Genomic DNA, 25,834 nt, shown 5'->3' with positions numbered 1-25,834 from the left:
ACTAACAGAGGGATTCCGGCCACTATAAAGCCGCTGCCGATCGCACCGACGACGGCAGACGGGTCAAGCGTTGCGGGGTTGAATGGCTCACCCACTCCGACCGCAACCCATGTACCAGAACAGCTCGCATCGGTGATTAGCGTAGCGGTTCCGGTTATGGTCAGTTCGCCATTGCAGGCAATTGTCTGCATGGCTGTTTATTTGGTTTTGTTGTCTGGTTTTATGTCGGTTTTGGCATCGGGTTTTAGGCCTTCAGCCATGGCCGCACCGGGACCGGGTAGGATTTCGCCGGTCGTTGTGTCGATTTTGTCGGCCGAAACATCTAACGGCTCGGGTATGTGTTTGCGGATGCTAATTGCCGTTAGTGCTGCGCGATTGCCGCCGCCCATGTCAACTTCGGCTTGGATTTCCATTAAGCACGGGAATTGAATATCTCCGGCGTCGTGGTCGGCTTTGAGTTTGGCGAACATGTCGTGGGGCATGCGTACTTTTATGATTTCGCGGCCGATTACGTTGGGATTGCGGCCGCTGGTGGGCTTAGTCACCCATAAGGACGCGCCTTTGTTATCGGCGTCAATCTCGTATTTGGTGGCAGATTCGACTTGACCGACGAACGTTGTAGTTATGGTTTCCAGGTCATTGGTTTGCATGTTGATTGCCTCAGTTTGTTACGGTTGGTTGTGGGTGGCGATAAGCGCCGGTTGGTTTAATCTGTTTAGGTGGTGCTGATAGTTTTGAAGTAGCTGGTCTTTTACCGCCTGTTGTTTCGGGGTTAAGGTTTCGTCTTCAAGCTGGATCGATAGCCGTTCAATCTGTGATTCGAAAAAGTCGATTAGCTCGGCCTTTGGCGCGTAGTGCCGCAGGTCGGGCCGTGGCTTTTGCATGTAGTCGGGCTGATAGCTGTAGTGCATAGTGCGAGCCCTACGGGCCGGGCTTTCCGCTACAATAACCGGGCATCATTGCTAACACCGCGTAAGCCCGGCCATTTACGCTACAATCCCTCTCGCCTCCGCTACGCTGCGCGCTCCGCTTGCCAATTAATGTGGCTGCGCCGCTTATTTTGATTTGCTCCCTCCGCTCGGGCTCAAGACTCCCCCCCAGGCCGGTTGGGGAGAAGCCCCTAGCCGGCACATCGGTCAGTTTGCGGCCGAGTTTGCGCAAACCGCCGAGGGCGTCAAGGGCCGCTTCGCTCTCCGCAAGCTGCGCCCTTGACGCCCTCACCGGCCCGCGCAAGGTTGGGCCGCGACCGATGCGACGGCGAGAGGCTCCCCCCCAACCTAAACCCACTAGAAAGAATTGAACCGGCAAAGGCCCCATTCCCCAGAAGTGTCTGGCCGCACTCATATGACAAGCGGAGGCTGGGCGGCGTAGTGGGCCGCGATTGCGGTTTGTAGCTCCGCCGGCAGGTCGCGGACGTAGACCAATTTTCGCAGGGCGTAAAGAGTCATGACGCGCTGTGTCAAACCATAGGGCTTAATGCCACGTTCCACGCTTTCCTTTTCAAGCTTGAAATAAATGTCATTGGTTACGCCGGTACGGAAGGTGCGCTCTTTCGCCTTGGCTTCGGCCATGTCGGCCCGCTCGGGCATGTAGTCGGCCGGCAAATCGGCGTCGGCCAACGGGTCAAGTGTTTGGTTAGCCATGTTTGGCCCTCCGGGGTTGTATGGTTTCAATTTGCTTAATGGCGTTTTCTACGTGGCTTTTTTCGCGCCGACCGATCAACAGCAAAGACAAACCACGCAGATTTTCACGGTAACGAGCCTTGCAGCGTTCCAGTTCGTCGGGCGCTCGGTTGATGTCACGACGGCAGGAATTGACAAGATAGTCGCAGGTATCGGCTAGGGTTTTGGCGCTGATTAGCATAAAACCCCCTCGCCATTGGTAGGAAAACACCAGAAGCCAGGACAAACCAACGAGAACGGCCGCACCTGTACAAACAGCTTTGAAATATCAAAGGTGCCGACTTCGTAGCCGAACTTAGTTACATCCACTTCCGTGCCTTCCAGATAATCGAACGCAGGCGAGACATAACGAGAACCGGCGTAAACAATGGCACCGTTTCGTATCCGGCGGCGAAAGGTGCGGGAGTAGAAAAGCTTTTGGCGAGACATTAGAACGCCTCCCGCAATGGGCTAGCCTGCAACCGCCAGCAACGAACGATTTCGACCAATTTTTGAAGTTTAGAGACCAGGCTAGAGCGACTGGCGGAATCAGCCATATCAGCATGGCAGGCAAAACGGTAACAATCGCCGATAGCTTCCCAAAGAGCCCGAAAGCGCGCCCACATAACGGACGACTCCGAAAATATACGAGCGACAAAATCAGCCTTTTCACGTAGCTCGCGAACCGCAGTAAAAGACACAGATCCGCGCTGAACACGGTAAAGGACCGACTCAATCTCGCATTCAAAAGTAGTAAAGGCCGAATGGTGTAATTGATTTTCCATAAAACCCCCTACTCCGCCGCGATTTCGCAAAGTTTCAAAATGTTGACCATCCGACGCTTGCCGACCTTTAAGGTAGGTAAGTCACCATTCAAGGCTTGAAACTTGATGGCATCGTAGGTCTGGCCGGTTAACTCGCCATAGCGATGCATGGTCAACAACGGCACGAAGGGCGACGGGCCCGGAATATTGCTTTTTGTATTGTCCTGTTCCATGATTGCCTCGGTTGGTTTTGGTTGGTTGTGGACGGTTTTAAGAAGATGGCTAAATATTACCCACTAGGTAAATATTAGTCAAGTAATATTTACCTAGAATGAAAAGAAAAATACGCCAAATAAGAGAAACACTTGGATACGACCGAACTCAGTTCGAACACGTCACAGGCATAAACGCCAAGACATGGGCAAACATCGAGTTAGGGAAACAGAAGGCGAACGAAGAACACCTTTTGGCGATTACACACAATTGGCCGGAATACGCACTTTGGCTAATGACGGACCAAACCGCGCCAGAGATCGGGCAAATCAGCCCAGAGATTGAGAACACCAGAGCAAAACTAAAGCAGGCTTAGCCTTAGCGGTTAAGGTAAGCCGGCGATGGAAAAAACGTTACCAGTAACGACGTTTCAGCCCTTGCGGGAAGGGTGGAACGCTTGGCCGCAGAGTAGCCATGAGATACAGAGAACCCGCACGAGTCCGCAGGATCAAACTTGCTTTTTGGATTATTTGCTTTATCGGATTAGCAGCCGCCCTAGACGATAAAGAGAAGACCAAGGAGCCGCCAGCACAACCAGTTTCACTAAAAAAGGTTTATCGTTCCTTACGCTGGCTAAACCCGATGGAAATTGAATACGCCGCAGCAATGCACGCCTTCAAGATGCTGGAACAAGACTCGCTAAAAAAGGACGCCGAACGCAGAGCCAAGCTGAAACGAAAACAACAGCCGGCAACAGAAGCAACCCCAGAAGACACCGAAGCAGAAGAAACCGAAGTAAAGGAACACTGGATAAGGATTATCCGAAACGGCCGCGAATGCTGGTATAACCAAGACACCAAAAAAGGGAAATGCAAACCGGCTTAGCTTTCCGTTTTCTTTCCACTTTACCCCGCCAAAACCACCCGCACCCAGCCACGCCGCAACCGTAACCCCTTGTTTTTAGCGTGGTTTGGTGCGGTTCGGCATGAAGGCCGAGCATAGCCAAAGCGCGGGCGGTCTGTCCAGCCGGCGGCGGCCGCCATAGGTTATTCCGGTCTTAGGTTATCGTGTCCGAGCCGGCGCTTCGCCAGCCCCGAAGGCTGCAACCGCGACCGCAGCCGTTTCAAACGGCGCCGGGTTCCGCAGCGTTATCGTCGAGCGCCGTCAACTCGCCGTCTTCCAGCGAAGCGCTGAACCGGTATTTTTCCTGCAAATAGGCGTGCAACCATGCGTCGGTATCGGCCCGTTTTTGCGGCAAGGCTTCGTTCATTTGTTGTAAGCGCTGGCGCACGGCGTGCCGCGGCAGCAGCAACAATTCGATATCGGCCATCGACACGAATTTTTCCGGTTCCGGATTGCGGCCATTGAAGATTTTAAACAACTGGTGCTTCTTCAGGCCCAAGTAGGTATTCAGCTCGTTTTTGAACTCGATGAACAACGGCAATAAATCGCTGCCGACGCAAGCGTCGTCGTGGAGTTTGTGCAAACGATTCAGTAAATGGTAGACGGCAAAGCGGTACAACTCGGATTCGCGCACCAATAGTCTGGCGGCGGTCGAACGCACCGCAATCCGGTCGGAATTATTCAGCCTTATCGAAACGATGTGTTTTTTATCGTCTATCAGATGCTCGTTCTCGTTCAACGCAAATCCCTTGAAAGTTAGTAGCCTGCCAAGCCCAAGCCGCCGAAACGGCTTTAAATGACGGAACTCTACTGCATCTATATTACAAATTTATAACAGCGCACCGGCGCTGACCGGCGCGAGTTTGCCGAAAACTGCGGGAATTTGAAAAATGAGCCAGGCTGAAACTATTGTTTGCTTCGCTAGCGTTTAAAAAATATAATCGCGCGCTTTTTTCAAGCGAACTGCGTTTTTTAAAACACCTTCAGAGCCTTGCAAATGACCAGCCATATCATGCCCACTTACGCCCGCCAGTCGGTCACTTTTTCGCGCGGAGAAGGCGCGTGGTTGTGGGACAGCGAAGGCCGACGCTATCTGGACGCGGTAGCCGGTATTGCCGTGTGCAGCTTGGGGCACGCGCATCCTGCCGTCCACGAAGCCCTGTGTCGGCAAAGCAAGACCCTGCTGCACACCTCCAATCTGTACGGTGTGGAACTGCAAGCGCAATTGGCCGACCGTTTGATCGCGCTGAGCGGCATGGACAACGTGTTTTTTGCCAACTCCGGCGCCGAGGCCAACGAAGCCGCAATCAAGATCGCCCGCAAATACGGCCACCAACGCGGCATCGACAATCCGGTGGTGCTGACTATGGAAAAAAGCTTCCACGGCCGCACCATGGGCACCTTGAGCGCGACCGGCAACAGCAAGATCAAACAAGGTTTCGCACCGTTATTGGCCGGCTTCAGCCACGTGCCGTACAACGACATTCCGGCGCTGGAAGCCGCCATCGCGGCGGATGGCAACATTGTGGCGATCATGGCGGAACCGGTGCAAGGCGAAGGCGGCGTCAATATCCCGGCCGCCGATTATCTAAACCGGATTCGCGAATTGTGCGACCGCCATAACTTGTTGATGATACTGGACGAAATCCAGACCGGTGTCGGCCGTACCGGAAAATTTCTGGCTTATCAACACAACGGCATCTTGCCCGATGTCTGCACGATGGCCAAAGCCTTGGGCAACGGCGTGCCGATCGGCGCCTGCCTGGCGCGCGGCAAAGCGGCCGAGGTGTTGACGGCCGGCAACCACGGTTCGACCTTCGGCGGCAACCCGTTAGCGTGCAGTGCGGCGCTGGCGGTACTGGAAACGTTGACCGGCTCCGGCTTGATAGCCCAAGCGGCCGAAAAAGGCGAAAAAATCCATGCAGCGTTGCAGCAAGCCCTGGCCGGCAATCCGCATATCGTTTCGATCCGCAACAAAGGCTTGATGATCGGCATCGAATTGGATCGGCCTTGCGCCCAACTGGTCGGCATGGCCTTGGCTCAAGGCCTGCTGATCAACGTCACCGCCGACAACACCATCCGGTTATTGCCGCCGTTGATCATCGACGACGCCCAAATCGCTACGCTGACCGAAACCTTGGCGGCGCTCATTCAGGACTTTAGCAGGTAAATCGCCATGCAACCCAGACACTTCACCAGCCTGCTGGATTTAACCAGCGCCGAGCTTATCGCTTTGATCCATCGGGCAATCGAGCTGAAACGCCATCGCGATCCCGACTACCAACCGTTAAAAGGCAAAGTGCTGGCGATGATTTTCGAAAAATCCTCGACCAGGACCCGAATCTCGTTCGAGGCCGGCATGGCCCAATTCGGCGGTACGGCATTGTTTTTGTCACCGCGCGATACCCAACTGGGCCGCGGCGAACCGTTGGAAGACAGCGCCAAAGTCATCTCCAGCATGGTGGATTGCATCATGCTGCGCACCCACAAACACGAGACCGTCACCACCTTTGCCAAGCATTCGCGGGTTCCGGTGATTAACGGTCTGACCGATCTAAAGCATCCTTGCCAATTGCTGGCGGACATGCAGACTTATTTCGAATTCCGCGGCGACATCGCCGGCAAGACCGTGGCCTGGATCGGCGACGGCAACAACATGTGCCACTCCTACATCAACGCCGCGCGCCAGTTCGGCTTTAAACTGAACATCGCCTGCCCGGTCGATTACCGCCCGTTGCAAAGCATCGTCGATCCGGCCGGCGACCGGGTCGCATTCTTCAATACCCCGGAACAGGCCGCGCATCAGGCCGATTTGGTCGTCACCGACGTTTGGGCCAGCATGGGCCAGGAAGAAGAGCAAAAGAAACGCGAATTCGTATTCAAAGACTTCCAAGTCAACGCCGCTACCATGGCGGCGGCCAAGGCCGACGCGCTGTTCATGCATTGCTTGCCTGCACACCGCGGCGAAGAAGTCACCGCGGAGGTGATCGACGGCCCGCAAAGCGTGGTTTTTCCGGAAGCGGAGAACCGTTTGCACGCCCAGAAAGCGTTACTGGAATTTCTCATCTGCCGATAATTTCGCTAGAATCGCCGCTTTATTCAAAAGCCGACCGACGAGTGATACCGTGAAAAAGCCTTTTATCTGCCTGTTTGCCAGCCTGTTTTTCACCAATATCGCGCTAGCCAAAACGGCTTACGTCACGGATAAAGTCGAAGTGCCCTTACGCAGCGGCGAAAGCGAACGCAGTAAAATCGTCAAGATGCTGGAAAACGGCGCGCCGGTTACAGTATTGGGCGACAACACCGAGAACGGCTACACCTACATCCAAACCGGCAGCGGCTCCGAGGGCTTTATCCTGACGCGTTATTTGAGCGGCGAACCCAGTGCCCGCAACCAACTCGAAGCCGCGAACAAAAAACTGGAAGCGTTGCAGGAAGAAAACAAGCAACTGAAAGCTTCCCAGGCCGGCAGCCAGGAAATCAGCAAGGAACGCGACAAACTCAGTGCCGACCTCAGCGAATTGCAACAAACCGCGGCCAACGCGATCCAACTGAAACAACAACGCGACCAGTTGCAGGAACGCGTCATCGCAGTCGAACGCGAACTGCAACAACTGAAGCGGGAAAACCTGGCATTGACCGACAACACCAACCAGGACTGGTTTCTTTACGGCGGCGGCCTATCGTTGTTTGGCGTACTGCTCGGCTTCATTTTGCCAAAAATAAGTTGGCGCCGCCGCTCCAGCGGTTGGGATACGTTTTAATCGTTAACGGTTTTAACCATCGGCTTCTGCCGCGGTTAACGACACCCTTTTCAACGCGGCAATCTACCGTTGCCGCTTTCTACTTTTAGTAGGAATCACCATGCCTGCATACCGTTCATATACCACTACTCAAGGCCGAAACATGGCGGGTGCGCGCGCATTGTGGCGCGCCACCGGCATGAAAGAAGGCGATTTCAACAAACCGATCATTGCGGTCGCCAACTCCTTCACCCAATTCGTACCCGGCCACGTGCATTTGAAAGACTTGGGCCAATTGGTCGCGCGCGAGATCGAACTGGCCGGCGGCGTGGCGAAAGAATTCAACACCATTGCGGTCGACGACGGCATTGCCATGGGCCACGACGGCATGCTGTACAGCCTGCCCAGCCGCGACCTGATCGCCGACAGCGTCGAATACATGGTCAATGCCCACTGCGCCGACGCGCTGGTCTGCATTTCCAACTGCGACAAGATCACCCCCGGCATGCTAATGGCGGCGATGCGGCTAAATATCCCGGTGATTTTCGTCTCGGGCGGACCGATGGAAGCCGGTAAAGTGCGTCTGGCCGAAGGCGCAGACATCAAAAAACTGGATTTGATCGACGCGATGGTGATGGCGGCCGACAGCAAAGTCTCCGACAACGATTTGGCAGCGGTCGAACGCTCGGCCTGTCCGACCTGCGGCTCTTGCTCCGGCATGTTCACCGCCAATTCTATGAACTGTCTGACCGAAGCGCTGGGCTTGTCGTTGCCGGGCAACGGCACCGTGGTCGCTACCCACGCCGACCGCGAACAATTGTTCAAACAAGCCGGCCGCCGCATCGTCGAACTGGCCAAACAATATTACGAGCACAACGACGAATCGGTGTTGCCGCGCTCGGTCGGTTTCAAGGCCTTTGAGAACGCGATTGCATTGGACATCGCGATGGGTGGCTCGACTAACACCATTCTGCATTTGCTGGCTATCGCGCAAGAAGCCAACATCGATTTCACGATGGCCGACATCGACCGCATGTCGCGCGTGGTGCCGCAGTTGTGCAAGGTGGCGCCCAACACCAACAAATACCATATCGAGGACGTACACCGCGCCGGCGGTATCATGGCGATTCTGGCCGAGTTGAACCGGGCCGGTAAACTGCACACCGACGTCCCGACCGTACACGCCAAAACGTTGGGCGATGCCTTGGCGCAATGGGACGTGATGAACAATCCCAGCGATGCGGTGAAAACCTTTTACCTGGCCGGTCCCGGCGGCATTCCGACTCAGGTCGCCTTCAGCCAAAGCGCGCGCTGGCCGAGTCTGGACCTGGACCGCGCCGCAGGCTGCATCCGCTCGTTCGAACACGCCTTCAGCCAAGAAGGCGGCTTAGCGGTACTGCACGGCAATATCGCGCTGGATGGTTGCGTGGTGAAAACCGCCGGCGTCGACGACAGCCTGCTGGTGTTCGAAGGCAATGCCCATGTAGTCGAGTCGCAGGACGAAGCGGTGGAAAACATCCTGGCCGACAAAGTCAAGGCCGGCGATGTCGTCGTGGTGCGCTACGAAGGCCCCAAGGGCGGCCCCGGCATGCAGGAAATGCTGTATCCGACCAGCTACATCAAATCCAAAGGTCTGGGCAAGGCCTGCGCGCTATTGACCGACGGCCGCTTTTCCGGCGGCACCTCGGGCCTGTCGATCGGCCACTGTTCACCGGAAGCGGCTGCCGGCGGAGCCATCGGCTTGCTAAAAAACGGCGACCGCATTCGCATCGACATTCCGAATCGCTCTATCAACGTTTTGCTGTCCGACGAGGAATTGGCTCAACGCCGCGCCGAGCAGGATAAGCTGGGATGGAAGCCGGCCAAGCTGCGGCCGCGCAAAGTTTCTGTCGCTTTAAAAGCATACGCCGCGTTTGCCACTTCCGCCGACAAAGGTGCTGTAAGGGATTTGTCGAAGCTCGAAGCAGACTGAACTCGCCAAAGCAGCAGTGTAATTGTGCGATAGCCGGGTTTGAGACTCTGTAGGGTTTCAAACCCTTGAGCAGCGTTGAGTAGAATAAGCAGATTTTAAACGCCAACGCAGCCGAATTATGAACGACGCCATGCTCTACCTGTTTCGCCATACGCTTTACATCGCTGTAACGCCTGAGTTGATCGAAATCACCCATGCCGAAACCGGACGCAAACTGGCCGAACCGCCGTTACTGGCAATTGAGACTAAGCGGGGCCGAGATTCAGTTATTGCAGTGGGATCGATGGCAAAGCACCTAACCGGTAAGCCCAATGTCCGCATCGAAAACGGCTTCTCCCATCCACGCACGTTGCTGGCCGACTTCACCGCTGCCCAACGGACTCTGGCGCACCTGATCAAACGGGTTTTACCCTTAGGCTTTTTCGTGCGCCGCCCCATCGTCGTAATGCATCCATTAACGATGCTGGAAGGCGGCTTAACTCAAATCGAAATTCGCGCTTTCGCCGAATTGGCCAGCATGGCCGGCGCATCCCGAGCCTACGTTTGGCAAGGCCCGAGCTTGACGACAGAACAACTACGCAAACACAGCTTTCCCGAACAAGGTCGGCTGTTGTTCCCCTAACGCGACTCGATTCAAAATCCCAACTCCGCCGTGAAACGTTTTTTCCTGCTGCTGCTGAACATCTGGAAGCAAAAACTGAAAATCTATTTTCTGGCCGCCTGGATCGGCGCCGGGATGGGGATTTTTCTGTTGGCGCCCAGTTACGATTACATCAGCTCGCGCGAACGTAATGCCGATCCAATTTCGTCGATAGAATTCGTCATCGGCCAATTTGCCGAGGTGATGACGGGGCAGATCAACCAGAACAATCTAATCCTGTTCTATGCCGAAATCGGCGCGCTGCTGGGTTTGCTGTCGCTCGGTTTTTACCAGGTGCTGCATAAACGCCTGGTCGACTTGGATGCGCTGAAAGCCGAGTTGGATAAAGACTTGCCGACCATCATCCGCCAGGGCGAAGGGCCGTTGCTGGAATTCAAATCGACGCTACGCTGGGATTTGCAGGAACAACGCGTCAACCGTTCCCTGGAAGGCGTGGTGTTGAAAACGCTGGCCGGATTTTTCAACAGTCACGTCGGCGGCACCTTATTGATCGGCGTGGCCGACAACGGCGAGATCGTCGGCCTTGAGCAAGACTTTCAGACCTTGAAAAAGAGCGACCAGGACGGTTTCGAGCAAACCCTGATTACGGCGATCGCCGAGAACTTGGGTGCCGACTTGTGCCGCTTCGTACATATTCTGTTTCACAGGATCGATAACAAAGACGTGTGCCGGGTGATCGTTTCGCCGGCCTTGCGGCCGGTGTTTCTCAATATCGCCAACACCCCTAAGTTTTTCGTCCGTACCGGCGGCGGCACCCGCGACCTGAATATCCAGGAAGCGCTGGATTACGTCGCCGGCCGCTGGAAATCTTTGAAGTAATCGGTTTGCCCGTGCGGGTAGCGGCCTTTGCGGCAGACGGTTAAACTAACCGATTGCGATTTGCCAATCACTTGATGGTAAATGACATCCCGCGCAAGCTGGGTTCCGGCGGGGAAAATCGGGCAAATTCATCCCAGGATTTTTTGATACTCCCATTCTGCCCCGCCCCGGCGGAATAGGCTTGAGTCTTAACTTTTTACGATACCTACCGAATGGCACCACAGTCTACCTTCGTCGCCTGGTTCAGAAATTCGTCGCCCTATATCCACGCCCACCGCAATCGCACCTTCGTGATTTTTTTCGGCGGCAATGCGGTCGGCGAAGCCGATTTCGACAATCTGATTCACGATTTCGCGCTGTTGAAAAGCCTGGGCGTCAGGCTGGTGCTGGTCTACGGTATCCGAGCCCAGATCGACGAACAATTGGCGGAACACGGCGATACGCCAAAATTCCACCACCATTTGCGGATCACCGACGCCACCACGTTGCAATATGTCAAACAGGCGGCCGGCCTGGTACGAGTCGAAATCGAAGCGTTGTTGTCGATGGGCGTTTCCGGTTCGCCGATGGCCGGCGCCCAAATCCGCGTCGCCTCCGGCAACTTCGTCACGGCAAAACCGCTTGGCGTGCTGGACGGTATCGACTATTGCTACACCGGTACGGTGCGCAAGATCGATGCTCAGGCCATTCACCAGCAACTGGACCAAAACAATGTGGTGCTGATTTCGCCGGTCGGCTATTCGCCCAGCGGCGAGGTGTTCAACTTGTCGGCCGAAGAAGTGGCGACCGAAGTGGCCATTGCGTTGCAGGCCGAAAAACTGATTTTATTGACCGAACAAAGCTGCATAGACCCGGCGTCCGGCGCAGCGCTATTGCAACTAACTACCGAGCAAGCCGCTGAATTGTTGAATAAAACCCCGGCACTACCGGACGCCGTGGCCCGATCGCTGACGGCGGCGATGCAAAGCTGCCGGCAAGGCGTGCAGCGCGCCCACCTGATCAACCGCCATGTCGACGGCGCATTGCTGCTGGAGCTATTCACCCGCGACGGCGTCGGCACGCTGGTCAGTTCCACCGCCTTCGAAACCATTCGGCCGGCGACGCTGGACGATATCGGCGGCATCATGGAGCTGATCAAACCGCTGGAAGCCCAGGGCATCCTGGTCAAACGTTCGCGGGAAAAATTGGAGATGGAAATCGGCGATTACATCGTCATCGAGCGCGACGGCCTGATCATCGGCTGCACCGCATTCCATATTATGGCCGATGCGGGCAGTGCCGAATTGGCCTGCTTGGCGGTCCATAACGACTACCGCAACGGCGGCCGCGGCGACAGCCTGCTGAACTATCTGGTCAGCCAGGCTCGGACCCGCAGCATCCGCCGTCTGTTCGTCCGCACTACCCAGACTTTGCACTGGTTCGTCGAGCGCGGCTTCACACCCTGCTCGGTCGAGGATTTGCCCGCGCCGATGCAGAGCGCCTACAACTACCAACGCAACTCCAAGTTATTGTATAAAGACGTACTTTAATTCGAATTCGCGCTTGCCCCGGAGGGAATCAATGCTCGCCAAACAGGACTTTCTTAACGTAGTTAATTTGACACCGCTGGTATCGATCGATTTGATCGTCAGCTCTACTGACGGCAAGATTCTGATGGGCCAACGCGTCAATCAGCCGGCCCAAGGCTATTGGTTCGTACCGGGCGGCAGAATTTTCAAATCGGAAACGCTGGAACAAGCCTTCCGCCGTATCACTGCAACCGAATTGGGCGACGCCCGCGACATTGCCGATGGCCGCTTATTGGGTGCGTTTACCCATCTATACGACACCAATTTTGCCGACGCGCCGGGCATCAACACCCATTACGTGGTGTTGGGCTACCAACTGAGTCTGGGGATAGAGTCGTCCCGGCTACCGGCTCAGCAACACAGTGCCTACAAATGGATCGGTGCCGACGACGAGTTGAGCTTGGTACACCCGAACAGCCAAGCCTACTTCCCTTATCTGCGTTAAGCCATGCCCGCGCTGAAAGTCCTGCAACTAAGCGACCTGCATGTCCTGCCGCATGCCGGCGACACGCTGTTGGGCGTGGATACCGAATATTACTTCGCGCGAATCTTGAACGAAGCGTTTCAAAGCCACGGCACATTCGATTTGGTTTTATTGACTGGGGACTTGGGCCAAGACCCCACTCCTGACAGTTACCGCCGTATCGCCGGCCATTTACGCCATTACGCTACGCCCTGCTTGTGCCTGCCCGGCAACCACGACGATTGGCCGTTAATGCAGCGCGAATTGAACGCAGGCGCGTTGAGTTGCCGCAAGCAATGGTTATTTCCGGATTGGCAAATTATCGGTTTGAACAGCCAAAAACCGGGAAGTCCCGGCGGCTATTTGACCGGCGAGGAATTGGACTTTTTAGATCGAACCTTGGCGGCTTGCGCTTTGCCGGCCTTGCTGGCCGTGCACCACCAATGCGTTGCCAGCGGCAGCCCGTGGATGGATACGATGATGATCGAGAACGGCGAAGAATTGTTACGGATTGCGGAAAACTATCCGCAAGTCAAAGCCATTACCTGCGGCCATGTGCATCAGGAAATTGCCCAGCAACAGCGGACTATCCAAATCGTCTCGGCACCGGCCAGTTGCTTCCAATTCAAGCCCGGCGCAACGGAATTTGCATTGGATATCAAGCCCCCGGGTTACCGCGTGTTCGAACTGTACGCCGACGGCAGCCTGAAAACGGCCTGCCACAGGATCGCTGCCGAACAGCCGGAATTGCGGCTGGATTTAAACAGTTACTAGCCGGCCTCCAATCTGCCTGACAAATAACTTTCGGCATTTACGCCGACATCGTTGGCAATCAGCAAAGCGCCCAACTCGTCCATCGCCTTGCGGTAAACGCGACGTTTGAAGTAGACCACGTCCTTCAGCGGATACCAATACTCGACCCATTTCCAGCTATCGAATTCCTGTTTGTGTCCGCAATCGAAGCGCACCATCGACTCGTCGGTGTTCAGGCGCAAAATGAACCAAATCTGCTTTTGTCCGATGCATAGCGGCGTGGAATTTTTGCGGATATAACGGTCGGGTAATTTATAGCGCAACCAGTAACGGGTTCTACCCAGCAATTGCACATGTTCGGCGCGCAGTCCGGTCTCCTCCCACAACTCCCGGTACATCGCGGTTTCCGGGTCCTCGTCGCCGTCGATTCCGCCCTGCGGAAACTGCCACGAATTTGCGCCCTTGCGCTTGGCCCAAAACACACGACCCTCGTCATTGCAAAGGATAATCCCGACGTTCGGCCGGTATCCTTTCGAGTCTATCATGTAAAAAACCTGTATCATTTGCCGCCCGGTTGTTAATGCCGGAATGTTAAAATCAACAACGGTGCGGCCATTAAAATTAATGCCGCAATTGTTCCACAAATACTCGGCCGACGCTACAGGCCTTATCTTTTTCTTTACGACGACAGGTTTGCCGTGAGCTTAGCGATTTTTGATCTGGATAACACGCTGATCGCCGACGACAGCGATTTTTTATGGGGGCAATTTTTGGTCGATCGCGGCATCGTCGACAAAGACCATTACGAGCAGGCCAATAAAAAGTTTTACGAGGATTACAAACAAGGCACGCTGGACATCGTCGAATTTCTGCATTTTTCGCTGGCGCCGCTGGCGCGGCACGATGCCGAACAGCTTTATCGCTGGCGAGATGAATTTATCGACAGCTTGATTAAACCGATCATGCTGGAGGCGGCACGGGAACTAATAGACCGGCACCGCCAGGCCGGCGACACGCTGCTGGTGATTACCGCGACCAACCGGTTCGTGACCGAACCGATCGTGAAACTTTACGGCATCGACAACTTGCTGGCGACGACGCCCGAATTCAAAGACGGCCGCTATACCGGCAAATTCGAAGGCACGCCCTGCTTTCAACAAGGTAAAGTCGAGCTATTGCGGGATTGGTTGGCAGAATCGGCGGAAACGCTGGCGGGTTCCTGTTTTTACAGCGACTCTCACAACGACCTGCCGCTGTTGAATCTGGTGGACCGGCCGGTCGCCGTCGATCCCGACGAAAAGTTGCGCCAAGCTGCAGAGCTGGCCAACTGGCCTATCATCAGCCTGCGCTAAGCGGGTTATTTTTTTTGGATGTAGAAAATTTGCCGGTCGGCGTCTTTTAAATTGTGAACCAATTGATGGCCGGCTTGATCGATGTAAACGCCGAAATCCAAATGAGCGGCCGGATCGGTGGCAATCACCTTGACCACCGAGCCGCTGTTGATTTCCATGATGGCTTTTTTCAGGCGCAACAACGGCAACGGACACTGTAAACCGCTGGCGTCGACTTCCAAATCAAATTCAATCATATCGGTATTCGCTCAATCCTAACTTAACGCCGAGTATCATAACATCAACCCCAGACCGCGAAAATCAAGGACCATGGATTACTTTCCGCTATTTTTAAAACTCAAAGACCAGCCTTGTCTGGTGGTAGGCGCCGGCGAAATCGCCAGCCGGAAAATTGAGCTATTGCTAAAAACCGGCGCCAAAATTAGCGTGGTCGCGCCGGAGATCGGCAACAGCATTGCCGAGTTGGCAAGCGAGGGCCGGGTTACCCTGTTGCAAAGAAATTTCGCCGCTAGCGATCTGGACGGCATGTGTCTGGCCGTTTCCGCTACCAACACCAGAAGCGTCAACGAAGCGGTCGCACAAACGGCAAATGCGCGCAACATACCGGTCAACGTGGTCGATAATCCGGACTTATGCAGCTTCATCTTTCCGGCCATCGTCGACCGCTCGCCATTGACCGTCGCGGTATCTTCCGGCGGCGTATCGCCCGTTTTAGCTCGCTTGCTGCGTTCCAAGGTCGAAGCCGCCATTCCCGGCGCCTTTGGCCTGCTGGCGCAATTTGCCGAAGAATTCAGATCTTTGGTCAAACAACGCTTGCCGGAAGCGGCGCGGCGCCGAGTATTTTGGGAAGACGCGCTACAAGGCAATATCGCCGAGTTGGTATTTTCCGGGCGCCGCGACCAAGCCGCCGCCGAATTGCGGGCCAAACTCGATGCGGCCGAACAGGCTCTCCCCCGCGGCGAAGTTTATCTGATCGGCGCCGGACCGGGCGATCCGGACCTGCTCACCTTTCGCGCCTTGCGGTTGATGCAACAGGCGGACGTGGTCGTTTACGACCGGCTGGTTTCCAAAGAGATTCTGGAAATGGCCCGCCGCGACGCCGAGAAAATCTACGTCGGCAAGCAACGCAGCAACCACAGTCTGCCGCAGGAATCCATCAACGAGCTACTCGCCGACCTGGCCTTGTCCGGCAAACGGGTGGCGCGCTTGAAAGGCGGCGACCCGTTTATTTTCGGCCGCGGCGGCGAAGAGATCGAAACGTTGCTGCAACAGGGTATTCAGTTTCAAGTGGTACCCGGCATCACCGCAGCAGCCGGTTGCGCCAGCTATGCCGGCATCCCGTTGACCCATCGCGACCACGCCCAATCCTGCACCTTTGTTACCGGCCATTTGAAAGACGGCAATATCAATCTGAATTGGAGCCAATTGGCGGCCCCCAACCAAACCATCGTGATCTACATGGGCTTGGTCGGACTGGAAAACATTTGCCAATCCTTGATCGAACACGGCTGTCCGCCCGACCAACCGATTGCACTGATTCAACAAGGCACCACTCGCCACCAACGTGTGATTACCGGAACGCTGAGCGATATGCCGCAAAAAGTGGAAAATGCCGATATAAAGCCGCCGACCCTGATTATCGTCGGCACCGTCGTGCGCTTGCGCGAGCAATTGGAGTGGTTTCAACCCGTCTGATGGGCGGTTGCGGGACAATTTCCCGATTTCAGCCAAATTTAAGTTTTGGTTGGAAAAATCAGGCCGCAAGCGGGTTAAAGGCCGGAGCGAAACAGAAAATCGATTGAATTTTTTGCTAAAGTTCCCTATCCTTTACCCGCTTAACTTCCCAATGAGCTGCTTATTCAAAACGACAATATGCAGTTCTTTTTTTAAACACAACGAGAGAAGAAAATGAAAAAATCATTCGGTTTATTAGTAGGCGCAGCTCTTATCGCGATCAGCGGCCAAGTTGCAGCTAACGAAGCGGAAGAAATCGGCGCAAAAATTTACGAGCGCGCTTTCGGCCGTGGTTGCGGCGCTTGCCATGACATCGCTTCCAACCCACAACTGAAAGAACTGATCAAAGCCGGCAAACTGCCAAAAGACCAGTTCTCCAGCGTTCTGAAAAACGGCAAAAACGGCATGCCTAAAGCGACCGCAGCAATCATGGAAGTCGGTCCTGTCAAAAAAGCCGGTTACACTGAAGACCAAGCTATCGACGCTGTTTACGAATATCTGAAAAAATAATCGTAGCCATCAATAGGCAAATAAAAAGCCGCTATCCAAACGGATAGCGGCTTTTTTGTTGCCTACATAAAAGCGGGCTAATCGCCTCTGCCGAGATAAGTCTGGCTACTGCGTTGATGCGTTAGACGGTAGCGGCTACGCAACCAAACTCCGGCAATGGCCGCGATCATCAAACCGCAAGAGACGAAGGTCAGATAAACCAAATCCTTCACATCGTTCAATTCCTTGATCAAGGCTTGGTTAACTGCGGCACCGTCGACTCTAGCCGGAGAGTCGATCGAATAGGTCGTCAGAATTTTTACGTCGCCTTTCAAATCGCGTATCGTATCCAAAGAATCGGCCACGCTGCCTTTTTTGATATTCTCTTCCAAGGTGCGCAATTTGCTTTCGATAGAGCCGCTCAACAAACCGAACAATTGCCCTTTCAAGGCGCTGATCTCGGCCGATAACGCCGGATTCTGGGTAGCATAAACCGCGGAAATGGCTTGATGTTTTTGGATTTCGGTCAGCAGGTTTTGCCGGGGCAACAACACAAAGCCCAGCACGAATACGACGGCCATCAATCCCATCACCAACAGTAACAATACGCGGTTGGCTTTTACCAATCCCTGATGCTGGTTTGCGGTCCGCAAATAGACAATCTCACGCTTGTCGCTGGTGACTTCATCCAGATTAATCTCAGGCATGTCGCTCATTATTGTTTTAATGTTGCTAATCGGGAAGCTTTACCGCCCGCCGGCCAAGAAAACCGTACGGCCGGCGGTAAGTTATCGGGGCATTATACAAGCTTGAATAAAAATGTCCTGTTTTCTGCCCTCGCCTTCAACGGCCTTTTTTTGCGGCGATCCGCATCCGCAGCGCATTGAGCTTAATAAAGCCTTCGGCGTCTTTTTGGTTGTAAGCGCCGCCGTCTTCCTCGAAGGTCGCAATATTTTCGTCGAACAAGCTATTGGTTTCGGATTGGCGACCGACCACAATCACATTGCCTTTATACAACTTGACCCGCACTTTGCCGTTAACGTTGACTTGCGAGGCGTCGATCATGGTTTGCAACATCTTGCGCTCCGGGCTCCACCAGTAACCGTTGTAAATCAGCGAGGCGTAGCGCGGCATCAATTCGTCTTTCAAATGCGCCACTTCCCGGTCGAGCGTTAGAGATTCGATCGCACGATGGGCTTTCAACATCACGGTACCGGCCGGAGTTTCGTAGCAGCCGCGCGATTTCATGCCCACGTAACGGTTCTCGACGATATCCAAACGGCCCACGCCGTTGGCGCCGGCGATTTTATTCAGTTTTTCCATGACTTGGTGCGGCGTATGCGGTTCGCCGTCGATAGCGACGATATCGCCGTTTCGATAGTCCAATTCGACGTAAGTGGCTTGATCCGGAGCGTTTTCCGGCGACACGCTCCAGCGCCACATATCTTCTTCCGGCTCGGTCCACGGATTTTCCAGAATCCGGCCTTCGTAAGAGATGTGCAGCGAGTTGGCGTCCATCGAGTACGGCGAGGATTTGCCCTTCTTCATCTCGACCGAGATACCGTGTTGTTCGGCGTAATCCAATAGCTTCTGCCGGGAATTCAGATCCCATTCCCGCCATGGCGCAATGACTTTAATGTCCGGACGCAAGGCGTAAGCGCCCAGCTCGAAACGCACTTGGTCGTTACCTTTGCCGGTAGCGCCGTGGGAAATCGCGTCGGCACCGGTTTCGTTGGCGATTTCGATCAAACGTTTGGCGATCAGCGGCCGGGCAATGGAGGTACCCAACAGATATTCGCCTTCGTAAATGGTATTGGCGCGAAACATCGGAAATACGAAATCGCGGGCAAATTCCTCGCGCAAATCGTCGATATAGATTTCCTTGATGCCGGCTGCTTTGGCCTTGGCCCGTGCCGGCTCCAGCTCTTCGCCCTGGCCGATGTCGGCGGTAAACGTCACCACCTCGCATTGGTAAACGTCTTGCAGCCATTTCAAGATTACTGAAGTATCCAGACCGCCCGAATAGGCCAGCACCACTTTTTTAATATCCGACATAATCCGCTATACACCTAAAAAATTAAAAACCGACGAATTATAACGGAAAACACCGCGCGCTTTCCGCCAAACCGCCGAGCCGGGTTCAAACCTTTAAACTTTCAGCCAATAACGCAACGGTCCGCTCAGCCGCACCTTGATTGTCGGCAACAAACTGCCTGGCGTTGCCCACCAGACGGTGTTTAAACGCGCCGTCCCGATGCAGGCGCAATACCGCGGCCGACAATGCTGTGGCATCGGCGCATTGAATCGCTGCTTCCGCGGCAAGCATGCGCTCGGCAATTTCCTGAAAATTGAACATTTCCGGACCGAACACTACCGGTACGCCGACAGCCGCCGGTTCCAGCACGTTGTGCCCGCCGACCGGCACCAAACTGCCCCCGACGAATGCGGCATCGGCCGCGGCATACAGCATTTTCAATTCGCCCATGCTATCGCCGATATAAACGTCGGTCTGTGCGCTGCAAGGCTGCTGCTCGCTACGCATCACCACGCGCAAACCGCGTTGCTCGCATAACGTTCTGACCGGCTGGAAGCGTTCGGGGTGGCGCGGTACGATCAGCAGCAACAACTCGGGTAGCGCAGCTTTTAGTTGCGGATACAAGTCGGCAAGCGCATCCTCTTCGCCGTGATGGGTACTGGCCGCGACCAATACCCAGCGCCCCGCAAACGCCTGCGCCTTCAAGCTTTGCCCTTTCGCAACCGCCGCCGGGTCGATGGTGACGTCGAATTTGATATTGCCGAGCATCCGAACTTTTCCGGGTTCAGCGCCGATCTCGATAAACCGGGCGCGATCTTCATCGGTTTGCACCGCAATCGCTACGACACTGGCCAAAGCCGGCCGCACCAAGCCCGGAATTTTTTGGTAAGAGCGCGCCGACCTCGCCGACAAACGCGCATTGACGATAAACAACGGTATGGCCGCCTCGGCGCAAGCGGCAAACAGATTCGGCCAGATCTCCTTTTCCATCACCACGGCCAGACGCGGCCGGAAATGCGCGATAAAGCGTCGCACTACGATCGGCAAATCGTAAGGCAAGTAAACATGCTCGACACGCTCGGCCAAAACCGCTCGCACCCGGGCCGAACCGGTCGGCGTAGTCGTCGTCACCAAAACCGGCAGTTCCGGATATCTTGATTGCATCAATTTGATCAACGGAAACGCCGCCTCGGCTTCGCCGACCGATACCGCATGGAACCAGAGTACGCCCTGCCGCGATTGAAACGGGTAAATCCCCAAGCGTTCGCGCCAGCGCCGCCGGTATTCGGGAGCTTTGGCCCCGCGCCAATACAAGCGAAGCAACACCATCGGCAACGCCAGATGAAACAGCAGCGTGTAGAGGATTCTCATAAGCAAATTAACCCGCGCCGGCCGGCGTAGCGGTTTCCTGGCGTGCGGCATGAAGCAGAAAATCCGGCATGGAGTTCTCCCGAGTAATAGGCGGAAATTATAACAACGCAGTTTGGAGAAATGGCATAGCGCGGTTTTTGCACCTCCGCTCCGGCAACCACACAGAAAACGGCAACTGCCGGCTTGCGCGGCAACAACAGCGGCCTATGCAAGCAATCGCTTGGCTACCGCCCTAAGCGCTGTTCCAACGCCAATACCCGTTGCGTCGTCGCCAGCACCGTGTCCGGATTGAGGCTCATCGAATCGATACCGATTTCGACCAGATATTCGGCCATTTCCGGATAATCCGACGGCGCCTGGCCGCACAAACCCGAATGGCGGCCGTTGCGGCGCGCGCCTTCCACGGCCAGCCGGATCATGGTTTTGACGCCGGGGTCGCGCTCGTCGAAGTCGTTGGCGACGATTTCCGAATCGCGGTCGACGCCCAGCGTCAATTGGGTCAAGTCGTTGGACCCTATCGAAAAACCGTCGAACAATTTGGCGAACTCATCGATCAGAATCACGTTATTGGGAATCTCGCACATCACGTAGATTTCCAAACCGTTGTCGCCGCGCTTCAAGCCGTGGCCGGCCATTGCCGCCAGTACTTTTTCGGCTTCGTCCAGCCGCCGGCAAAACGGGATCATCAGTATCAGGTTGCTTAATCCCATCGTCTCGCGCACCCGCTTCATCGCCGCGCATTCCAACGCAAAGCCCTCGGCGTAGGCCGGATGCACGTAACGCGAGGCGCCGCGAAAGCCGATCATCGGATTGGGCTCGTCCTGCTCGAACCAACGCCCGCCCAGCAAAGTGGAGTATTCGTTGGTTTTGAAATCGGACATCCTGACCACGACCGGTTTGGGATAGAACGCGGCGGCGATGGTCGCCACGCCTTCGGCCAGGCGCTGGATGAAAAACTCTTCGGCTTTGGCGTAGCCCTCGGTCAATTGGTTTAGTTGCTGCAACTCGCCGGCATCTCGGACTCGCTCCGGATGAATCAAGGCCAGCGGATGAGCCTTGATGTATTCGGTGATGATGAATTCCATCCGCGCCAGGCCGACGCCGTCGTTCGGCAGGAAGCTATGCTTGAAGGCCAGTTCCGGATTGCCCAGATTCAGCATGATCTTGGTCTTAGGCCGCCGCATTTGCGCCAGATCGGTCCGCAACACATCGAATTCGACTCGGCCTTGATAAACCTTGCCGGCATCGCCCTCGGCGCAACTGACCGTGACTTCGCTGCCGCTGGCGATTGCCGTCGTCGCGTTTTCGCAACCGATCACCGCCGGCACGCCCAGTTCGCGAGCGATGATCGCCGCATGGCAGGTACGGCCACCACGATTGGTGACAATCGCCGCGGCGGTTTTCATGACCGGCTCCCAGTCCGGCGTGGTCATGTCGGCGACTAACACCTCGCCGGGCTTGAAGCTGGACAATTGCGCAACGCCGGCGATCACCCGCGCCTTGCCGGCCGCAATCTTGCTACCGACGGCGTGACCGCGGGCGACGACCGGGCCCTGCCCCAACAATCGATATTGTTCCAACACATTGCCGCTACGTTGCGAAGCCACGGTTTCCGGTCGAGCCTGGACGATGTAGAGCCGGCCGTCGAGCCCGTCTTTGGCCCATTCCATGTCCATCGGCCGGCCGTAATGGCGTTCGATCTTGATCGCATAATCGGCCAATTCCAGCACCTCGCCATCGCTGATGCAGAAGCGGCGGCGCTCGTCGTTGGCAGTAGCGACATTGCGCACCGGTTCGCGGGTGCTGCCGTCGCTGTAGACCATCTTGATTTTTTTCGCGCCCAGATTGCGCCGCAGCACCGCGCGGTAACCTTGAGCGAAGGTGGGTTTGTGCACGTAAAACTCGTCCGGATCGACCGCCCCCTGCACCACGTTTTCGCCTAAGCCGTAAGCGCCGGTAATGAACACTGCATCCTTGAATCCGGACTCGGTATCCAACGAAAACATCACGCCGCTGGCGGCCAGGTCCGAACGCACCATTTTCATGATCCCGATCGACAGCGCCACTTTGAAATGGTCGAAGCCCTGGTCGATGCGGTAATGGATCGCCCGGTCGGTAAACAGGCTGGCAAAGCAACGCTTGCAGGCATCCAGCAAACTCTGGCCGCCGCGGATGTTCAGATAGGTATCCTGCTGGCCGGCGAAACTGGCGTTGGGCAAATCCTCGGCAGTGGCCGAACTGCGTACCGCAACGCTCATGTCGGCGCCATATTCGCACTGCAACTCGGCAAATGCGGCGTTGATCTCGGCCTGCAAATCGGCCGGCAGCGGCGCAGCGTAGACCAGCTCGCGCGCCTGTTGGGCGCGGCGCGCCAGATCGGCGACGTCATCGGCGTCGACATCGTCCAACAGTTCGTGCAACCGCGGCCAGGCGCCGGCTTGATCCAATAGGTAGCGATAGGCTTCGGCAGTGATCGCGAAACCGTTCGGCACCCGGATGCCCTCGCCGGCCAAGGCCCGGTACATTTCGCCGAGCGACGCGTTCTTGCCGCCAACCAGCGGGATATCCTGGATGCTCAGTTGGTTAAACCAACGAATGTATCGGTAGGCTTGGGACATTTGGTGCTCCTTGGCTGTTTTTATGCTTATCGCTATAAGCATACGCGCTTGGAATGCGACCGTAACCAGGATTTTTCGGAATGAGCGGGGCTAACGCTATCGGTTCAGCCACTCCATATAGAGCTGCACGCCTTCTTCCACCGCTTTAAACTGATGGTTGCAACCGGCGGCTCGGAGTTTTTCCAGATTGGCCTCGGTAAAACTCTGGTAGCAACCTTTCAGATGCTCCGGAAACGGAATGTATTGGATATGTCCGCGTTGGTAGTAACGAATCACCGCGTTGGCGACGTCGTTGAAAGTCTGACTGCGGCCGGTCCCGCAATTGAAGATGCCGCTGGCTTGGGGATGATCCAGAAACCATAAGTTCACGTCAACCACGTCGCCGACGTAGACGAAATCGCGGCGTTGTTCGCCGTCGCCATAACCGTCGCAACCTTCGAACAATTTCAGCTCGTCGGATTGCTGGATCTGGTTATGCAAATGAAACGCCACGCTGGCCATGCTGCCCTTGTGCGCCTCGCGCGGCCCGTAAACGTTGAAATAACGCAGACCGACCACCTGCGCCGTCAACTTGGTCTGGCGGCGCAGATATTGGTCGAATTGAAACTTGGAATAACCGTACACATTCAACGGCCCTTCGTAGGCCAGTTCTTCCTTGAAGGTTAGATCGGCGCCGTAAGTTGCCGCGCTAGATGCATAGATGAATGGGATTTTGTGGCTTTGGCAATAATGAAACAGGGTTTTGCTGTATTCATAATTGTTTTCCATCATGTAGCGTCCGTCCCATTCCGTAGTGCTGGAACAGGCCCCCTGATGGAATACGGCCTCTATCGATTCGGCCCGGAACACGCCTTGTTGCAAGCGTTCCAGAAAAGTGGCGCGGTCGAGATAGTCGGCAATGCGGCAATCGACCAGATTGCGGAATTTAACGCCGTTGCTTAAATGGTCGACCACCACGATGTCATCGTAACCGCGGGCGTTCAGACCCAATACCAGATTACTGCCGATGAAGCCGGCGCCACCGGTTACGATGATCAAGGGTTTACTCCGCTACGACTTTGATCGGCAGCGTGGCGACGACGTCGGAGTGCAAATTAATCGCGACGTCGTATTCGCCGATGTTACGGATCACGCCGTTCGGTAGGCGCACTTCGTGTTTTTCGACGTTGACGCCGGCCGCGGCAATCGCATCGGCAATGGTCTGAGTACCGACCGAACCGAACAGACGGCCTTCATCGCCGGTTTTGTGGGCAATCGTAATAGCCAACTTGCTTAAAGCTTCGGCGCGAGCGTTGGCAGCGGCTAATTTCTCGGCAGCTTGTTTTTCCAACTCGGCGCGGCGCTCTTCGAATTCCTTAATTTTAGCCGGAGTTGCCGGAACGGCTTTACCCTGCGGAATCAGGTAATTTCTGCCATAACCTGCTTTAATGGTGACTTTGTCGCCCAGGTTGCCCAGGTTGGCGGTTTTTTCCAGAAGAATGACTTCCATCGTTTATACCTCTTGGTTCGACTCGAATGTCGAAAAATCGGGAGCTTTACGCTCCATTGGGTTTAAATTTGTTTCGCAAATCCAGCCAAGTATCGCTCAAGCCGCATAGGACGACCACGGCAGTCACGTGCGGCACCAACATCAGCGTGATATACAGGAACGGCACCATGAACCGGCCGCCCTTGCTGTTGGCAAAAGCCGCGTGCAGCACCGCAGTACCGACGAAGACGTACAGCACGAACGCAACCAACAACACGTTCCAGCAAAATTCGGCAATGCCTTCCGGACTCAACCAGGCCACCGCCATCAGCGCCAGCGTAACCAGCGTGAACGGCATGTGCGCTCGCAAAGCCAGAAACTCGCTTCTGAAGCCGCCGGGATTGAACAGCGCCGCCTGCCACCATCTGGCCAAAAACAGCCCCAACAACAAGCCGCAAACGCTGCCCGCCGCCGCGACGCCGGTCATGTAATGCGCCAACGTGTCGGCGGATTGATGAATCTGCTCTACGGCGGCATCGCTCTGCCCGCTCAGCATCGGCTGAATCATGAATTCCAGGACTTGCCGCCAAAATTGCGCCGGATGTTCCTGAAAGCTGTAAATGCTGAATACTGCGGCGACTCCGAGCAACACGGCGATTTCGATTGCCACGACCAGATGCCTGCCTTCGCGCAGCACGATCGAGATCAACCACACCGGCAACCAGAACGCCAGACCGTACATCAACGAGTATTGGTAGTTACCTAGCAACAGCAGGCTCAATATCCCGGCCGCCAAGCAGGAGCACACCAACACGTACATGCCTTCGCCGGCTCCGCGCCGCAACGTGACCAATGCGAGCGAGGCCGAACTAACGATACTTATCGGAGGGAACAGCAGGGAAAACAAAGCCAAACTGGATGCAACGGTCATCGCTTGCATCCTTCCCTTCATGATGAAAGCGGCCAAGAATTGCATGCCTGCTTCCTCCGCGCTGCGAATCCGTTACTTATGCGCGTCGCAAAACGGCAACAAAGCCAGGAAACGAGCCTGTTTGATTGCTGCAGTCAACTGCCGTTGGTATTTCGCGCTGGTACCGGTAATCCGGCTCGGAATGATTTTGCCGGTTTCGGTGATGTATTCGCTGAGCAAATCCAGATCTTTGTAATCGATCACGATTGCGTCTTCGCCGCTGAAACGGCAACCTTTTTTACGTCTGATATTGTTACGTGCCATGAAAATTCTCTAC

At 55.5% G+C, this 25,834-nt stretch carries 31 protein-coding genes; 13 read left to right on the top strand and 18 right to left on the bottom strand.

Going from position 1 to position 25,834, the window contains the following annotated elements:
- Positions 1–197: 197 nt before the first annotated feature.
- The 7 genes from MKFW12EY_RS08775 to MKFW12EY_RS08745 form a co-directional block, all read right to left on the bottom strand.
- Complete coding sequence (locus MKFW12EY_RS08775; protein ID WP_082409612.1) at positions 198–650, bottom strand: hypothetical protein; 453 nt, start codon at positions 648–650, stop codon at positions 198–200.
- A gap of 18 nt (positions 651–668) precedes the next feature.
- Positions 669–911 carry a hypothetical protein gene (locus tag MKFW12EY_RS08770; RefSeq protein WP_054758713.1) on the bottom strand — a complete coding sequence of 81 codons (243 nt, stop codon included), beginning with the start codon at positions 909–911 and terminating at the stop codon, positions 669–671.
- Positions 912–1,340: 429 nt separating this feature from the next.
- Complete coding sequence (locus tag MKFW12EY_RS08765; RefSeq protein WP_221054380.1) at positions 1,341–1,643, bottom strand: hypothetical protein; 303 nt, start codon at positions 1,641–1,643, stop codon at positions 1,341–1,343.
- Complete coding sequence (locus MKFW12EY_RS08760; protein WP_221054379.1) at positions 1,636–1,863, bottom strand: hypothetical protein; 228 nt, start codon at positions 1,861–1,863, stop codon at positions 1,636–1,638. The genes MKFW12EY_RS08765 and MKFW12EY_RS08760 overlap by 8 nt, the downstream gene beginning before the upstream one ends.
- On the bottom strand, positions 1,857–2,111 hold the full coding sequence (locus tag MKFW12EY_RS08755; protein WP_157199157.1) for a hypothetical protein: 255 nt from the start codon (positions 2,109–2,111) through the stop codon (positions 1,857–1,859). The genes MKFW12EY_RS08760 and MKFW12EY_RS08755 overlap by 7 nt, the downstream gene beginning before the upstream one ends.
- Complete coding sequence (locus MKFW12EY_RS08750) at positions 2,111–2,446, bottom strand: hypothetical protein (protein WP_157199156.1); 336 nt, start codon at positions 2,444–2,446, stop codon at positions 2,111–2,113. The genes MKFW12EY_RS08755 and MKFW12EY_RS08750 overlap by 1 nt, the downstream gene beginning before the upstream one ends.
- 8 nt (positions 2,447–2,454) lie before the next feature.
- Positions 2,455–2,658, bottom strand: a complete 204-nt coding sequence (locus MKFW12EY_RS08745; protein WP_054758707.1) for a hypothetical protein — start codon at positions 2,656–2,658, stop codon at positions 2,455–2,457.
- 454 nt (positions 2,659–3,112) lie between these two features.
- Between MKFW12EY_RS08745 and MKFW12EY_RS08740 the strand changes: the two genes are divergently transcribed.
- Positions 3,113–3,523 carry a hypothetical protein gene (locus tag MKFW12EY_RS08740; protein WP_054758705.1) on the top strand — a complete coding sequence of 137 codons (411 nt, stop codon included), beginning with the start codon at positions 3,113–3,115 and terminating at the stop codon, positions 3,521–3,523.
- A 238-nt stretch (positions 3,524–3,761) separates the two neighbouring features.
- On the opposite strand, the gene MKFW12EY_RS08735 is transcribed toward MKFW12EY_RS08740, so the two are convergent.
- Positions 3,762–4,280 carry a hypothetical protein gene (locus tag MKFW12EY_RS08735; protein ID WP_174893218.1) on the bottom strand — a complete coding sequence of 173 codons (519 nt, stop codon included), beginning with the start codon at positions 4,278–4,280 and terminating at the stop codon, positions 3,762–3,764.
- A 258-nt stretch (positions 4,281–4,538) separates the two neighbouring features.
- On the opposite strand from MKFW12EY_RS08735, the gene MKFW12EY_RS08730 reads away from it, so the two are divergent.
- The 9 genes from MKFW12EY_RS08730 (at position 4,539) to MKFW12EY_RS08690 (ending at position 13,541) form a co-directional block, all read left to right on the top strand.
- Entirely contained in the window at positions 4,539–5,711 is a 1,173-nt protein-coding gene (locus MKFW12EY_RS08730) for an acetylornithine transaminase (RefSeq protein ID WP_054758738.1), read from the top strand.
- Positions 5,712–5,717: 6 nt separating this feature from the next.
- Entirely contained in the window at positions 5,718–6,617 is a 900-nt protein-coding gene (gene argF, locus MKFW12EY_RS08725) for an ornithine carbamoyltransferase (RefSeq protein WP_064025161.1), read from the top strand.
- A gap of 49 nt (positions 6,618–6,666) precedes the next feature.
- Complete coding sequence (locus MKFW12EY_RS08720; protein ID WP_054758700.1) at positions 6,667–7,305, top strand: TIGR04211 family SH3 domain-containing protein; 639 nt, start codon at positions 6,667–6,669, stop codon at positions 7,303–7,305.
- A 100-nt stretch (positions 7,306–7,405) separates the two neighbouring features.
- A complete protein-coding gene (ilvD, locus tag MKFW12EY_RS08715; RefSeq protein WP_054758698.1) occupies positions 7,406–9,256 on the top strand; it encodes a dihydroxy-acid dehydratase in 1,851 nt (616 codons plus the stop codon).
- A 118-nt stretch (positions 9,257–9,374) separates the two neighbouring features.
- Positions 9,375–9,878, top strand: a complete 504-nt coding sequence (locus tag MKFW12EY_RS08710; RefSeq protein ID WP_221054378.1) for a rod shape-determining protein — start codon at positions 9,375–9,377, stop codon at positions 9,876–9,878.
- Positions 9,879–9,908: 30 nt separating this feature from the next.
- The gene (locus MKFW12EY_RS08705; RefSeq protein WP_054758694.1) at positions 9,909–10,736 is read left to right on the top strand and encodes an AlbA family DNA-binding domain-containing protein; all 828 of its coding nucleotides are present in this window, start codon (positions 9,909–9,911) and stop codon (positions 10,734–10,736) included.
- 212 nt (positions 10,737–10,948) lie between these two features.
- Complete coding sequence (argA, locus tag MKFW12EY_RS08700; protein WP_221054377.1) at positions 10,949–12,265, top strand: amino-acid N-acetyltransferase; 1,317 nt, start codon at positions 10,949–10,951, stop codon at positions 12,263–12,265.
- Positions 12,266–12,296: 31 nt separating this feature from the next.
- On the top strand, positions 12,297–12,749 hold the full coding sequence (locus MKFW12EY_RS08695; RefSeq protein WP_054758692.1) for a GDP-mannose mannosyl hydrolase: 453 nt from the start codon (positions 12,297–12,299) through the stop codon (positions 12,747–12,749).
- A 3-nt stretch (positions 12,750–12,752) separates the two neighbouring features.
- Complete coding sequence (locus tag MKFW12EY_RS08690) at positions 12,753–13,541, top strand: metallophosphoesterase (RefSeq protein WP_054758690.1); 789 nt, start codon at positions 12,753–12,755, stop codon at positions 13,539–13,541.
- Here the strand turns inward: MKFW12EY_RS08690 and rppH are convergent.
- Entirely contained in the window at positions 13,538–14,065 is a 528-nt protein-coding gene (gene rppH, locus MKFW12EY_RS08685; RefSeq protein ID WP_064023519.1) for an RNA pyrophosphohydrolase, read from the bottom strand. The two genes, MKFW12EY_RS08690 and rppH, sit on opposite strands and share 4 nt — an antisense overlap.
- Before the next feature lie 153 nt (positions 14,066–14,218).
- Between rppH and MKFW12EY_RS08680 the strand changes: the two genes are divergently transcribed.
- Positions 14,219–14,872 (top strand): histidinol-phosphatase, encoded by a 654-nt coding sequence (locus MKFW12EY_RS08680; RefSeq protein WP_054758689.1) that lies wholly within the window; start codon positions 14,219–14,221, stop codon positions 14,870–14,872.
- 5 nt (positions 14,873–14,877) lie between these two features.
- Here the strand turns inward: MKFW12EY_RS08680 and MKFW12EY_RS08675 are convergent, their stop codons facing one another.
- Positions 14,878–15,108 (bottom strand): sulfurtransferase TusA family protein, encoded by a 231-nt coding sequence (locus MKFW12EY_RS08675; RefSeq protein ID WP_064022011.1) that lies wholly within the window; start codon positions 15,106–15,108, stop codon positions 14,878–14,880.
- A 73-nt stretch (positions 15,109–15,181) separates the two neighbouring features.
- On the opposite strand from MKFW12EY_RS08675, the gene cysG reads away from it, so the two are divergent.
- Together cysG and MKFW12EY_RS08665 are read left to right on the top strand one after the other, a co-directional pair.
- Positions 15,182–16,567 (top strand): siroheme synthase CysG, encoded by a 1,386-nt coding sequence (cysG, locus tag MKFW12EY_RS08670; RefSeq protein ID WP_221054376.1) that lies wholly within the window; start codon positions 15,182–15,184, stop codon positions 16,565–16,567.
- 213 nt (positions 16,568–16,780) lie between these two features.
- Positions 16,781–17,116, top strand: a complete 336-nt coding sequence (locus tag MKFW12EY_RS08665; protein WP_054758685.1) for a c-type cytochrome — start codon at positions 16,781–16,783, stop codon at positions 17,114–17,116.
- A 77-nt stretch (positions 17,117–17,193) separates the two neighbouring features.
- On the opposite strand, the gene MKFW12EY_RS08660 is transcribed toward MKFW12EY_RS08665, so the two are convergent.
- The 8 genes from MKFW12EY_RS08660 to rpsR all read right to left on the bottom strand — a co-directional run bounded on the left by MKFW12EY_RS08660 (position 17,194) and on the right by rpsR (position 25,821).
- On the bottom strand, positions 17,194–17,802 hold the full coding sequence (locus tag MKFW12EY_RS08660; RefSeq protein ID WP_245006471.1) for a hypothetical protein: 609 nt from the start codon (positions 17,800–17,802) through the stop codon (positions 17,194–17,196).
- Positions 17,803–17,938: 136 nt separating this feature from the next.
- The gene (locus MKFW12EY_RS08655; RefSeq protein ID WP_054758681.1) at positions 17,939–19,150 is read right to left on the bottom strand and encodes an argininosuccinate synthase; all 1,212 of its coding nucleotides are present in this window, start codon (positions 19,148–19,150) and stop codon (positions 17,939–17,941) included.
- A gap of 85 nt (positions 19,151–19,235) precedes the next feature.
- Positions 19,236–20,501 carry a lipid IV(A) 3-deoxy-D-manno-octulosonic acid transferase gene (waaA, locus tag MKFW12EY_RS08650; protein WP_221054375.1) on the bottom strand — a complete coding sequence of 422 codons (1,266 nt, stop codon included), beginning with the start codon at positions 20,499–20,501 and terminating at the stop codon, positions 19,236–19,238.
- A gap of 224 nt (positions 20,502–20,725) precedes the next feature.
- A complete protein-coding gene (gene ppsA / locus MKFW12EY_RS08645) occupies positions 20,726–23,119 on the bottom strand; it encodes a phosphoenolpyruvate synthase (RefSeq protein WP_221054374.1) in 2,394 nt (797 codons plus the stop codon).
- A gap of 96 nt (positions 23,120–23,215) precedes the next feature.
- Positions 23,216–24,157 (bottom strand): ADP-glyceromanno-heptose 6-epimerase, encoded by a 942-nt coding sequence (gene rfaD / locus MKFW12EY_RS08640; RefSeq protein WP_221054373.1) that lies wholly within the window; start codon positions 24,155–24,157, stop codon positions 23,216–23,218.
- Positions 24,158–24,161: 4 nt separating this feature from the next.
- On the bottom strand, positions 24,162–24,608 hold the full coding sequence (gene rplI / locus MKFW12EY_RS08635) for a 50S ribosomal protein L9 (RefSeq protein ID WP_064022018.1): 447 nt from the start codon (positions 24,606–24,608) through the stop codon (positions 24,162–24,164).
- Between the two features lie 46 nt (positions 24,609–24,654).
- Entirely contained in the window at positions 24,655–25,563 is a 909-nt protein-coding gene (locus MKFW12EY_RS08630; protein ID WP_054758679.1) for a DUF2232 domain-containing protein, read from the bottom strand.
- 27 nt (positions 25,564–25,590) lie between these two features.
- Complete coding sequence (gene rpsR / locus MKFW12EY_RS08625) at positions 25,591–25,821, bottom strand: 30S ribosomal protein S18 (RefSeq protein WP_054758676.1); 231 nt, start codon at positions 25,819–25,821, stop codon at positions 25,591–25,593.
- Positions 25,822–25,834 lie beyond the last annotated feature (13 nt).

It is taken from the genome of Methylomonas koyamae (assembly GCF_019669905.1).
Lineage (GTDB): Bacteria > Pseudomonadota > Gammaproteobacteria > Methylococcales > Methylomonadaceae > Methylomonas > Methylomonas koyamae.
This window is presented reverse-complemented; position numbering and strand designations above follow the sequence as displayed.

What these genes read in the sequence shown, in the direction of transcription:
- MKFW12EY_RS08665 (WP_054758685.1), top strand. Translation starts at nt 16,781, where the DNA reads ATGAAAAAATCATTCGGTTTATTAGTAGGCGCAGCTCTTATCGCGATC.
- MKFW12EY_RS08695 (WP_054758692.1), top strand. Translation starts at nt 12,297, where the DNA reads ATGCTCGCCAAACAGGACTTTCTTAACGTAGTTAATTTGACACCGCTG.
- MKFW12EY_RS08730 (WP_054758738.1), top strand. Translation starts at nt 4,539, where the DNA reads ATGACCAGCCATATCATGCCCACTTACGCCCGCCAGTCGGTCACTTTT.
- MKFW12EY_RS08775 (WP_082409612.1), bottom strand. Translation starts at nt 650, where the DNA reads ATGCAAACCAATGACCTGGAAACCATAACTACAACGTTCGTCGGTCAA.
- rplI (WP_064022018.1), bottom strand. Translation starts at nt 24,608, where the DNA reads ATGGAAGTCATTCTTCTGGAAAAAACCGCCAACCTGGGCAACCTGGGC.
- MKFW12EY_RS08740 (WP_054758705.1), top strand. Translation starts at nt 3,113, where the DNA reads ATGAGATACAGAGAACCCGCACGAGTCCGCAGGATCAAACTTGCTTTT.
- waaA (WP_221054375.1), bottom strand. Translation starts at nt 20,501, where the DNA reads ATGAGAATCCTCTACACGCTGCTGTTTCATCTGGCGTTGCCGATGGTG.
- MKFW12EY_RS08710 (WP_221054378.1), top strand. Translation starts at nt 9,375, where the DNA reads ATGAACGACGCCATGCTCTACCTGTTTCGCCATACGCTTTACATCGCT.
- argF (WP_064025161.1), top strand. Translation starts at nt 5,718, where the DNA reads ATGCAACCCAGACACTTCACCAGCCTGCTGGATTTAACCAGCGCCGAG.
- ppsA (WP_221054374.1), bottom strand. Translation starts at nt 23,119, where the DNA reads ATGTCCCAAGCCTACCGATACATTCGTTGGTTTAACCAACTGAGCATC.
- rpsR (WP_054758676.1), bottom strand. Translation starts at nt 25,821, where the DNA reads ATGGCACGTAACAATATCAGACGTAAAAAAGGTTGCCGTTTCAGCGGC.
- MKFW12EY_RS08660 (WP_245006471.1), bottom strand. Translation starts at nt 17,802, where the DNA reads ATGCCTGAGATTAATCTGGATGAAGTCACCAGCGACAAGCGTGAGATT.
- MKFW12EY_RS08760 (WP_221054379.1), bottom strand. Translation starts at nt 1,863, where the DNA reads ATGCTAATCAGCGCCAAAACCCTAGCCGATACCTGCGACTATCTTGTC.
- MKFW12EY_RS08630 (WP_054758679.1), bottom strand. Translation starts at nt 25,563, where the DNA reads ATGCAATTCTTGGCCGCTTTCATCATGAAGGGAAGGATGCAAGCGATG.
- ilvD (WP_054758698.1), top strand. Translation starts at nt 7,406, where the DNA reads ATGCCTGCATACCGTTCATATACCACTACTCAAGGCCGAAACATGGCG.
- MKFW12EY_RS08745 (WP_054758707.1), bottom strand. Translation starts at nt 2,658, where the DNA reads ATGGAACAGGACAATACAAAAAGCAATATTCCGGGCCCGTCGCCCTTC.
- MKFW12EY_RS08690 (WP_054758690.1), top strand. Translation starts at nt 12,753, where the DNA reads ATGCCCGCGCTGAAAGTCCTGCAACTAAGCGACCTGCATGTCCTGCCG.
- MKFW12EY_RS08765 (WP_221054380.1), bottom strand. Translation starts at nt 1,643, where the DNA reads ATGGCTAACCAAACACTTGACCCGTTGGCCGACGCCGATTTGCCGGCC.
- rppH (WP_064023519.1), bottom strand. Translation starts at nt 14,065, where the DNA reads ATGATAGACTCGAAAGGATACCGGCCGAACGTCGGGATTATCCTTTGC.
- MKFW12EY_RS08675 (WP_064022011.1), bottom strand. Translation starts at nt 15,108, where the DNA reads ATGATTGAATTTGATTTGGAAGTCGACGCCAGCGGTTTACAGTGTCCG.
- MKFW12EY_RS08755 (WP_157199157.1), bottom strand. Translation starts at nt 2,111, where the DNA reads ATGTCTCGCCAAAAGCTTTTCTACTCCCGCACCTTTCGCCGCCGGATA.
- cysG (WP_221054376.1), top strand. Translation starts at nt 15,182, where the DNA reads ATGGATTACTTTCCGCTATTTTTAAAACTCAAAGACCAGCCTTGTCTG.
- MKFW12EY_RS08770 (WP_054758713.1), bottom strand. Translation starts at nt 911, where the DNA reads ATGCACTACAGCTATCAGCCCGACTACATGCAAAAGCCACGGCCCGAC.
- argA (WP_221054377.1), top strand. Translation starts at nt 10,949, where the DNA reads ATGGCACCACAGTCTACCTTCGTCGCCTGGTTCAGAAATTCGTCGCCC.
- MKFW12EY_RS08750 (WP_157199156.1), bottom strand. Translation starts at nt 2,446, where the DNA reads ATGGAAAATCAATTACACCATTCGGCCTTTACTACTTTTGAATGCGAG.
- MKFW12EY_RS08655 (WP_054758681.1), bottom strand. Translation starts at nt 19,150, where the DNA reads ATGTCGGATATTAAAAAAGTGGTGCTGGCCTATTCGGGCGGTCTGGAT.